We start from the raw sequence: 10,085 nt of genomic DNA on the forward strand, positions 1-10,085 counted from the left end.
CCCGCCGTCATTGGCGGGAGCGGTGGCGGCCCGGCTCAATGCGCCAGCAGCAGCGGGATGTTCGAATCCTTGAGGAAATAGCGCGTCACGCCGCCGAGCAGCACCTCGCGCAAGCGGCTGTGGCCGAACGCGCCCATCACCAGCAGGTCCGCACCGATCTCGCCGGCGACATTCTCGATGATCTCCTCGATCGACATGAGGCCGCGCTCGCGCTCGATCAACTCGCTGCACACGCCGTGGCGCGAAAGATACTCGCACGCCTCAGTCGAGGGGAAGCCGCCCGCCTTTTTCGGCTCGACCACCGTCACCAGATGCACCGAGCCTGCGTTCTTGAGCAGCGGCAGCGCCTGGCGCACCGCATTGGCCGCTTCGTGGCTGCCGTCCCAGGCGATGAGGATCTTGCCGCCGGTATAAAGCGACTTGAGCGTGGTCGGCACGGCCAGCACCGGGCAGCGAGTCTCGACCGCAACATCGGCAATCGACAGCAGCGGGTGCGGACGCACGTTGCGCTCGGCATTGTCGAGCGACAGCACGATGACATCGGCGAGCCGTGAGGCGCTGATCACTGCCTGGGTGACGTCGCCGTCATAGGCGGTCCAGTCCCAGGGCAGGCCTTCGATGCTCATTTGCGCCTCGACCAGCGCGCGCAGCTTTTCCTCGTCGGCGCGAAGCTGTTCGAGCATGGCAGCGGGCACATAGCTGCCGCCCATCGGGTCCATCACGATGAAACCCGAAAGCGGCGTCGCCTGCAGGAAGGTGATATGCCCGTTCTGCGCACGGGCGAGATCGAGTGCCACCTGCAGACGGGATTCGAATGCCTTGCCGCCATCGGCATAAACCAGAATGGATTTCATCACGCTCTCTCCTCTTTTGACGTAACCAAATTGCGCAGGAAGCGGACCCAAGTGCATTGATTCAAATCAAGCGGTGCTGGAAAAAGCCGGGGCGGGGCGCTAGGCGGAGACGGGACGCTCGAATCATCCGAGGTGGCCGTCCGGCTGCCGATCCAAGACCCTTTTGACTGGGAGACATCCGTCATGCAGAAAATCTATCCCGACGCCGCATCCGCTCTGGAAGGTCTGCTGTTCGACGGGATGCATATCTGCGCGGGCGGATTCGGCCTGTGCGGCATTCCCGAACGCCTGATCGACGCGATCCGCGACGCGGGGACCAAGGACCTCACCATCGCCTCGAACAATGCCGGGATCGACGGAGAGGGGCTGGGCAAGCTGCTGCGCACGCGCCAGGTGAAGAAGATGATCTCCAGCTATGTCGGCGAGAACAAGGAGTTCGAACGGCAGTATCTGGCAGGCGAGCTCGAGGTGGAATTCTGCCCCCAGGGCACGCTCGCCGAACGCTGCCGCGCGGGCGGTGCGGGCATTCCCGGCTTCTACACCAAGACCGGTGTCGGCACCCAGGTCGCCGAGGGCAAGGAGCACAAGGATTTCGACGGCCAGACCTATATCCTGGAGCGCGGCATCTATGCCGATCTGTGCATCATCAAGGGCTGGAAGGCGGACAAGTCGGGCAACCTGATCTTCCGCAAGACCGCGCGCAACTTCAACCAGCCGATGGCGACCGCGGGCAAGATCTGCGTCGCCGAGGTCGAGGAAATCGTCGAGACCGGCAGCCTCGATCCCGATGCCATCCATCTGCCCGGCATTTATGTGAAGCGCCTGATCTGCGGCGCGCCGTACGACAAGAAGATCGAATTCCGCACCGTCCGCGAGCGGACTGCGGCGTGATGCGGCAATCGACCATCGGCGCTGGCAGGGCCGGTGCAGCGCTAGCCGCGCTGGCGCTGTCCGCCTGCACCACGACGGTCGTCGAAGCGCCCGCTGCGCCGCCGCCAGCACCGGCTCCGGCACCTGCGCAGACCGCCATGGTCCCGACCGTCCCGATGGGCCAGCAATGGCTCTATGGCTCGGCCGAAGGCGCGATTGCGGTCCGCCAGACTTATGGCGCGCTCACCGCCTATGCGCTCGCCAAGGCCAAAGCGCGGCCCGCTGACAGCGTCATCATCGACGAGGCGACCGGCAAGCCCTTCGCGTGCGGCAACAAGCCGCTCGCCGCAGTGTTCGATGCCGACGAGACGCTGATCTGGAATATCGGCCCGATGCGCTGGTTCGCGCTGACCGGCAAGGAATTCGACGCGAAGACCTGGGACCAGTGGGAAAAGACGGGCACGGGCAAGGCCGTCGCGATGCCCGGCGCGGTCGAGGCGATGCAGGCGCTGCGTGCGGCCGGTATCACGCCGATCGCCAACACCAACCGTTCTTCCGCGAATGCAGCAGGCAGCGAACAGACGCTCGCCGCCGCCGGGCTCGGCACCTTCAAGCATGGCGACACGCTGTTCCTGATGGGCGACGATGCCACGGGATCGAGCAAGGACCAGCGCCGCGCGACCATCGCCGCGCGCTGGTGCGTGATCGCGATGGCGGGCGATCAGCTCGGCGATTTCCGCAATGGCTTCAACAAGCCCGAACTGCCGCCGCTGCAACGCCGCGCGCTCGCCATGGCCGCGCCCTATGACAAGCTGTGGGGCCAGGGCTGGTTCCTGTTCGCCAACCCGGTCTACGGCCCTTCGATCCGGGGCGGCTATGACGACATCTTCCCGCCGGAAACGCACTGGCAACCCAATCAAGGAGCTGAATAATGGCCTGGACCCGTGACGAGATGGCGGCGCGCGCCGCGAAGGAATTGCAGGACGGCTTTTATGTGAACCTGGGCATCGGCATTCCGACGCTGGTGGCGAACCATGTGCCCGAAGGCATCGAGGTGACGCTTCAGTCGGAAAACGGCATGCTCGGCATCGGCCCGTTCCCGTTGGAGGGCGAAGAGGATGCGGACCTGATCAACGCGGGCAAGCAGACGATCAGCGAACTCGCCTCGTCGAGCTATTTCAGCTCGTCGGACAGCTTCGCGATGATCCGCGGCGGGCATATCGACCTCACCGTGCTGGGCGCGATGGAGATCGCGGAAAATGGCGACATCGCCAACTGGATGATCCCTGGCAAGATGATCAAGGGCATGGGCGGCGCGATGGACCTGGTCGCGGGCGTCAAGAAGATCATCGTCGTGATGGAACATACCAGCAAGAACGGCGACCCGAAGTTCATCCCGGCCTGCACGCTGCCGCTCACCGGCAAGAATGTGGTCGACATGATCATCACCGATCTCGCGGTGTTCCAGCGGCCCGACCATGACAGCCCGTTCAAGCTGATCGAACTGGCCCCCGGCGTGACGGCGGAAGAGGTCGCCGCCAAGACCACCGCGCACTACGTCAGCTGAGCGGGGCAGGATGAAGCGCTCGACCAAGCTGGGACTGGGCGCTGCCGTCGCGCTGCTTGGCGGGTTCGGTGTCTATGCCGCGACGACATCGCCGCCGCTGCTGCTGAGCCAGCTCGATGCGGCGATGGGGGGCGGCAAGGGCGCGGCGCTGGTGACGCAGGGCGTTCGCTTCGGCAGCCACGGCCAGACGCTCGATGTCTGGCGCGCCGAAACCACCGTCAATGCCGACAGGCGCCCGGTGCTGATCTTCTGGCACGGCGGCGGCTGGGTGAAGGGTGCGCGTCAGGATTACGCCTTTGCCGGACGCGCCTTTGCGCGCCAAGGCTTTGTCGTCGTGATCCCCGATTACCGCAAGGTGCCGGATGTGCGCTTTCCCGCCTTTGTCGAGGACGGGGCCGAGGCGGTCGCCTGGGTGCGCGACAATATCGCGCGCTATGGCGGCGACCCCGAGCGCATCGCGTTTTCGGGCCACTCGGCCGGCGCGCATACCGCCGTGCTGCTCGCGCTCGATCCGCGCTGGCTCAAGACCGCCGATGTCGATCCCGGCATCGTCAAGGCGGTGGTGGGGCTGAGCGGTCCGTACGATTTCTACCCCTTCACGACCAAGCGCTCGATCGACGCGATGTCGCATTATCCCGATTTTAAGCTCACCCAGCCGATCGAACAGGCGCGCGCCGATGCACCGCCGACGCTGTTGGTGACCAGCACCAGGGACGAGACCGTCCGCCCGCGCAACGCGATCAACCTGAGCAGGCGGCTCAAGGCATTGGGCGCCCCGGCGGAACTGATCAACTATCGCGGGCTCGACCATGAAGAGGTGGTGATGGCGCTGTCGGTGCCGTTCCGCAGCAAGGGTCCGGTGCTGGCCGACAGCGTCGCGTTCCTCAACCGCCATTTGGGCAAGGAGCAGGATTGATGGGCTACACACTCTTCACCGCCAACCGCAATTATTCGAGCTGGTCGCTGCGCCCCTGGCTGCTGATGAAGGCGCTCGCGCTGCCCTTCGAGGACCGGCTGGTGCCGTTTGCGGGCCCCGACAATTCGGAGGAATTTCGCAGCTTCGCCCCCAATGGCAAGGTGCCCTGTCTGCACGACGGCGAGGTGATCGTCTGGGACTCACTTGCCATCGTCGAATATCTCGCCGAGCGGCATCCGGGCGTCTGGCCCGCCGATCCGGTCGCCCGCGCCTGGGCACGCTGCGCGGCGGCGGAGATGCATTCGGGCTTTTCGCCCCTGCGCAACATCTGCCCGATGAGCGTCGGCGTGCGCGCGGAACTCATCGCCGTCCCGCCAGCATTGCAGAATGACATCGACCGGATTGGCGAACTGTTTGCACAAGGTCTGGACCGCTTCGGCGGCCCCTGGCTGGCGGGTGGCACGTTCACAGCGGTAGATGCGTTCTTCGCGCCGGTCGCCTATCGCGTGCGCAGCTTCGACCTCAAGATCGGGTCGAAGGGCCAGGCCTGGGTCGAGCATGTCCTCGCCCATCCCGCGATGCTCGACTGGGAGGCGCAGGCGCTCGCCGAAACCTGGCGCGATCCCGCGCACGAAGAAGAGATCGCCGGCGTCGCGACGATAACCGCGGATTTCCGCGCAGCCTGACCGCCAGCCTGACCCGGAGCGGCGACAGGCCGAATCTTCCCTGACTTGTGCTTAAGCATTTTACAGGGCAGAACGTGTAAAGTGGCTGACATGCAGGCAATAAGGCATTGCAGCCGGGGCGCAATTTACACATCGGAGATCGCATGAAGCACTGGCTGCGCAGTCCGTTGGTCTGGACCGCAGGCGGCGTGGCCGCGGGGGCCTTGCTGATCGGCATGAGCGTATCGCGCGGGGGCGGCGTTGTCGTCACCGGCACGCCCGCGATCGCAGCGCAAGCCAGCGCGCCGCTGATCGACGATGCCAACCTGCCGCTGACGCCCGATCGCTGGCAGGGAAAGGTCGATTATGCCGCGTTGGATGCGCGGATCACCCGGATGATGCGCGATCCCGAAATGGTGGGCCTCGCCGTCGCCGCGGTCGAGAACGGGCGGCTCACTTTCGTCAACGGATATGGTTTTGCCGATCGCGAGGCCGGCCTGCCGGTGACGCCGCAGACCGTGTTCCGCTGGGCCTCGGTCTCCAAGGGCGTGGCGGGAACGCTCGCCTATCAGCTCGCGCAGCAGGGCAAGCTCAGCCTTTCGGCTCCCTTGTCCTCGTACCACACCACGCTGAAGCTGGCGGGTGGCGCGGAGAACCGGCTGGCCATTCCCGATCTGCTCGCGCACCGGCTGGGCCTTGCGCGCAATGCCTATGACGGCAAGCTGGAATCGGGCGATCCCGCGCCGATGCTGCGCAACATGCTGTCCACCGTGCCGCAGCAGTGCATGCCGGGCGACTGCCACAGCTATCAGAACGTCGCCTATGACGCGTTCAGCGAGATCGTCGCCAATGCCACGAAGACGCCCTATGACCAGCTTGCAGAGCAGATGCTGTTTGCGCCGCTGGGGATGAAGAGCGCAGGCCTTGGCATGGCGAACCTGACCGGCGCCAGGAACTGGGCGCGGCCTTATCGCCATCGCCAGGTGCAGACCTTGTCGGACGCCTATTTCCGCGTGCCTGCCGCTGCGGGCGTCAGCTCGAACATCGTCGATCTGGCGCGCTGGATGGAAGCGCAGATGGGCCAGGCGCCGCAGGTCATCACGCCGGGCGTGCTCGCGGAGATCCACCGCCCGCGCGTCGCCACCTACAAGGGCGGACGCGGCGGGCCCGAAGCGCTGATCATCAGCCATGGTTACGGCCAGGGCTGGCGCAGCCATATCTATGACGGACACTGGCTGGTCGGCCATGGCGGTGCGGTCAACGGCTATCGCGCGGTGATGTGGTTCGATCCCGAACGGCGCACCGGCATCGTGATGCTGTGGAACAGCGGATCGACCCGGCCCTTCCGGCTGCCCTACGAGTTTTTCGACCAGGTCTATGGCCGCCCGTACAGCGACTGGACCGAGCTCGACAACGACCCGCGGCTGAACGCGCCGCTGCCGGAAGCCGCGCCCGAGACGATGACGTCCGCGGACTGACTCATAAGCCTGCAAGAACATAAGAACCGGAGAGAAATGCCATGAGCATCGTGCTGCACCATCTGGAATATTCGCGCTCGACCCGCGTGATCTGGCTGCTCGAGGAAATGGGCACGCCCTATGAGATGGTGCGCCACCAGCGCGATCCGCAGACCTTCCGCGCGCCCCCGGGCCTTGCCGAGGTGCATCCGCTGTCCAAGGCGCCCACGGTGATTGTCGACGGCCATGTCATGGTCGAATCGGGCGCGATCATCGAATATCTGATCGAGCGCTTCGGCAGCGAGACGCTGGCCCCGGCGAATGCCAAGGACCGCCCGGCCTATCTCGAATGGCTACATTTTGCCGAAGGCACGATGGCGAGCCCGGTCATCTTTTCCGCGCTGGCACCGCGCTTCGGCGGCCTCGGCCCGATGCTCGGCGGCTTCATGGGCGCGGAAGTCACCAAGCTGCTCGACCATGTCGAACGCGCGGTGACCGGCCATGACTATCTTGTCGGCGACCGGCTGAGCGGCGCAGACATCAACATGGCCTATCTGCTCGAGGTGGCGACCGCCAGCAAGCAGATCGGCGACCGACCGAACCTGATCGCCTATCTCGAGCGGCTGCGCGCGCGTCCGGCCTATCAGAAATCGATCGAGATCGGCGGACCGATGATCTTCGCCGCGATTTCGGCCTGATCAGGCGAGCGCCAGGCCGGGCAGCCACTCGGCCCAGAGCTTCAGCTTCTCGTGCAATATCTGTTCAGCCTGGTCTGGCTGGACGGGCACGAGCAGCATCGTCGCATTGGGGGCGAGCTGGCCGATCAGATGGCGGTCGGCGCGGATCACCTGGCCGATGCGCGGATAGCCGCCGGTGGTCTGGCCCTCGCAGCCGATCAGATAGGGCAGGCCGTCGGGCGGGCACTGGATGATGCCGGGAAAGACCGCGCCGCTGCGGATCGGCGCGGCGCTGTTGAGGTCGATCGCATTGCCCTGCAGTTTCAGCCCCATGCGGCTCGACCGCGATGAGACGCGCCAGCGCTTGCGGGCGAGCGCGGCCATGCCCAGCGCCAGCCGGTCGCTCTCGGGCCCTGCGACTACACGCAGCACGAAGCCATGGCCGAAAAACGGCTGCAGCTCGGGCGGGGTGACGAGCGCGGGCGCATCGTCGCCCTGCTTGCCGAGCGCCAGCACATCGCCATCGGCGAACGCGCGTCCTTCCAGCCCGCCAAAGCCCGCGCCGATCAGCGTCGAGCGCGTGCCGAGCAGTTTGGGCACCTCGATCTCTGCCGATAGCGCGAGATAGACCCGGCACCCGGCCCAGACTCGGCCGATGCTGAGCACATCGCCGGCCTTGAGGTGCAGCGTCTGGTGCGGTTCGGCTTCCTCGCCATTGATCTGCACCTGGCACGGCGCGCCGGTCACAGCGACAGCGAGCGCGCGATCGGCGCGGAACTCCGCCGGGCCCAGCGTGATCTCGATTGCGGCAGCATCGAGCGGGCGTCCGACCAGCCGGTTGGCAAGCGCCAGGCTCAACCCATCCGCCGCGCCGCCCGAAGGCACCGCCAGCTTGCGCAGCCCGCGATAGGGCGCCGCCTGGAGGCTCGATTGCAGCCCGGCCTTGAGCACGGTCAGCGTCATGCCGCACCTCCCGTCCGCCGGGCGAGCTCGGCTGCATCGATCCGCTCGAACCGCACCGCCTGTCCCGCCTGCAGCAAAGCGGGAGAGGAGGCCTGCGGATCGAACAGCGTCTCGGCAATCCGCCCGATGATCGGCCAGCCACCGGGACCCGCATGCGGATAGAGCCCGCAGATCTGGCCGAGCAGCCCGACCGACCCGGCTTCCACGCGCGCGCGCGGATCGGCGAGCCGCGGGATGTCGGGAATGCGCGCATCGCAGGTGAGATAGGCAAAGCCGGGCTGGAAGCCGAGCATCGCGACGCGCCAGTCTTGCGCCGCATGCCAGCCGGGCAGCGCGTCGGTGCTTAGCCCGAGCAGCTCGGCGACGATGTCGGCATCATGCGCCCATGGCGCTTCGTAGCAGATATGCAGCGTCGCAGGCGCGATGGTCGTGGCGGGCGCCGCATCGGCATCGCTCCCGGCCAGCGCCTCGGCCGCTGCGTGCGCGGCCTCCAGGCTGCGCTGGGCGGGGTCCCAGCTTAGCGACAGGCTGTCGAGCCCCGGCACGATATCGTCCCAGCCACCGCCTTCGGCCGCCGCTGCGAGGGCCGCCACGCGCTCTGCCGGCAGGCCCTGAATCATCAACCAGTCATCGGCGCAATAGATCGACTGGCTCATCGGGCAGCTCTCCAGGGGCTTTTATGGTTATCCCCAAGACTGCCATCTCCCCCGCAATCCGCAAAGCGGTTTGTTCAGCGCCGGGGCTGTCCGAATGAATGCACAGGCTTTGCGCCATAACATGGATCAGGCTGCCGTCGTTCGCGGCGATCGGCTCGCCCTTAGCGATAGCGATGGCCTGCGCGGCGCGTTCCGCATCGCTGGCGATCAGTGCGCCCGGCTGGCTGCGCGGGACCAGGCGGCGCACGGGCGTGTAGCCGCGATCGACAAAGCCCTCGGCGATGAAACGCGCGCCCACCGCGCGCGCCGCGTCCTCGCTCGCCGAATGCGCGAGCCCCACCTGTGCGAGATGCGGGAAGGCGGCGTGCAGCGCCTCGGCCACCGCCAGCGCCATGTCGGGCCGGTCGGCCAGATCGTTATAGAGCATGCCGTGCGGCTTGATATGCGCCAGTGCGACGCCCTCGTGCGCTGCCACGCTCTCCAGCGCGCGAACCTGATCGAGCAGCGAGCCGATAAACGCGCCGAGCGGCATGTCGAGCGACACCCGCCCGAACCCGGCGCGGTCGGGATAGCTCGGATGCGCGCCCGCCGCGATGTCCGCCGCCTTTGCCGCGCGCAGCATCACCGCCATGCTCGCCTCGTCGCCGGCATGCCCGCCGCACGCGATGTTGCAGCTCGAAATATGTCGCATCAGCGCGATGTCGCGGGCCTGCTCCTCGGGCTGTTCGCCCAGATCCGCGTTGAGATCGATCGACCGGTTCATGGCCAGATGCCCGCCGAGCGCAGGATCAGCCGCGCGCCCAGCCCAGCGCAGACCAGCACCACCGCCCCGCCAAGCAGATTGGCGATGGGGCCATTGGCGAAGGCACCCAGGCTTTGGCGGCGCGCCGCGACCCAAAGCAGGAAGGCGGCGAGGATCGGTAGCAGCAGCCCATTCGCCGATTGCGCGATCAGGATCAGCTCGATCGGATTGACCGCGAAGAATGCGAAGACCGTCCCGATCGCGATCACGACGAGCGCGGTGCGCCGGAAGATGCGCGTGCGCCGCACCGGATCGTTCGCGCCCCCCGTCATCTCGGCGAGCACATAGCCGGTCGCGAGCGGCGCGGTGAGCGCCGAACTGAAGCCTGCACCCACCAGCCCCAGCGCGAACACGATCCGCGCCGGCATGCCGAACAGGCTCTCAAGCCGCAGCGCAATATCGTCGAGCGGTCCTGCGCCGCTTGCCGTCAGCTTGGCCGTCGCCGCGCCCATGATGACGATCGCCATGGAGAGCAGTCCGCCCAGCGTCACCGAAAGCCCCGTGTCGAGGTTCGATGCCGCCAGCCCCTCGGCATCGGGCGCGAACTTGCCGCGCACCGAGGCGGCGTGGAGGAACAGGTTATAGGGCACCACCGTGGTGCCGATCAGCGCGATCGCGGTGAACAGGCTGTCGGCGGGCAGGCGCGGCAAGTTCGCGC

12 protein-coding genes are annotated in these 10,085 nt (G+C 66.8%); 7 read left to right on the forward strand and 5 right to left on the reverse strand.

Annotated features, from left to right (window positions below):
• Positions 1-35 precede the first annotated feature (35 nt).
• On the reverse strand, positions 36-854 hold the full coding sequence (locus AX735_RS14200) for a universal stress protein (protein ID WP_066281557.1): 819 nt from the start codon (positions 852-854) through the stop codon (positions 36-38).
• A gap of 183 nt (positions 855-1,037) precedes the next feature.
• On the opposite strand from AX735_RS14200, the gene AX735_RS14205 reads away from it, so the two are divergent.
• From AX735_RS14205 to AX735_RS14235, 7 genes are all read left to right on the forward strand, one after another.
• Entirely contained in the window at positions 1,038-1,745 is a 708-nt protein-coding gene (locus AX735_RS14205) for a CoA transferase subunit A (protein ID WP_066281559.1), read from the forward strand.
• The gene (locus tag AX735_RS14210) at positions 1,745-2,656 is read left to right on the forward strand and encodes an HAD family acid phosphatase (protein ID WP_082751112.1); all 912 of its coding nucleotides are present in this window, start codon (positions 1,745-1,747) and stop codon (positions 2,654-2,656) included. The genes AX735_RS14205 and AX735_RS14210 overlap by 1 nt, the downstream gene beginning before the upstream one ends.
• Complete coding sequence (locus AX735_RS14215) at positions 2,656-3,291, forward strand: 3-oxoacid CoA-transferase subunit B (protein WP_066281562.1); 636 nt, start codon at positions 2,656-2,658, stop codon at positions 3,289-3,291. Before AX735_RS14210 ends, AX735_RS14215 begins: the two co-directional genes overlap by 1 nt.
• 10 nt (positions 3,292-3,301) lie before the next feature.
• On the forward strand, positions 3,302-4,207 hold the full coding sequence (locus tag AX735_RS14220; RefSeq protein WP_066281566.1) for an alpha/beta hydrolase: 906 nt from the start codon (positions 3,302-3,304) through the stop codon (positions 4,205-4,207).
• Positions 4,207-4,893 (forward strand): glutathione S-transferase N-terminal domain-containing protein, encoded by a 687-nt coding sequence (locus AX735_RS14225; protein WP_066281569.1) that lies wholly within the window; start codon positions 4,207-4,209, stop codon positions 4,891-4,893. The genes AX735_RS14220 and AX735_RS14225 overlap by 1 nt, the downstream gene beginning before the upstream one ends.
• A 143-nt stretch (positions 4,894-5,036) precedes the next feature.
• A complete protein-coding gene (locus AX735_RS14230; protein WP_066281577.1) occupies positions 5,037-6,350 on the forward strand; it encodes a serine hydrolase domain-containing protein in 1,314 nt (437 codons plus the stop codon).
• A gap of 41 nt (positions 6,351-6,391) precedes the next feature.
• A complete protein-coding gene (locus AX735_RS14235) occupies positions 6,392-7,027 on the forward strand; it encodes a glutathione S-transferase family protein (RefSeq protein WP_066281581.1) in 636 nt (211 codons plus the stop codon).
• On the opposite strand, the gene AX735_RS14240 is transcribed toward AX735_RS14235, so the two are convergent.
• The 4 genes from AX735_RS14240 to AX735_RS14255 all read right to left on the reverse strand — a co-directional run.
• Entirely contained in the window at positions 7,028-7,969 is a 942-nt protein-coding gene (locus tag AX735_RS14240) for a 5-oxoprolinase subunit C family protein (RefSeq protein ID WP_066281587.1), read from the reverse strand.
• The gene (locus AX735_RS14245; protein ID WP_066281595.1) at positions 7,966-8,625 is read right to left on the reverse strand and encodes a 5-oxoprolinase subunit B family protein; all 660 of its coding nucleotides are present in this window, start codon (positions 8,623-8,625) and stop codon (positions 7,966-7,968) included. Before AX735_RS14245 ends, AX735_RS14240 begins: the two co-directional genes overlap by 4 nt.
• Positions 8,597-9,388: a 5-oxoprolinase subunit PxpA gene (pxpA, locus tag AX735_RS14250; RefSeq protein WP_066281596.1), complete on the reverse strand. Its 792-nt coding sequence runs from the start codon at positions 9,386-9,388 to the stop codon at positions 8,597-8,599. The genes AX735_RS14245 and pxpA overlap by 29 nt, the downstream gene beginning before the upstream one ends.
• Positions 9,385-10,085, reverse strand: a 701-nt coding sequence (locus AX735_RS14255) for a divalent metal cation transporter (RefSeq protein WP_202189584.1), incomplete at its 5' end; no start/stop codon positions are given. The genes pxpA and AX735_RS14255, both read right to left, overlap by 4 nt.

Origin of the sequence: Blastomonas sp. CCH1-A6, assembly GCF_001556365.1 — a bacterium.
GTDB lineage: Bacteria > Pseudomonadota > Alphaproteobacteria > Sphingomonadales > Sphingomonadaceae > Blastomonas > Blastomonas ursincola.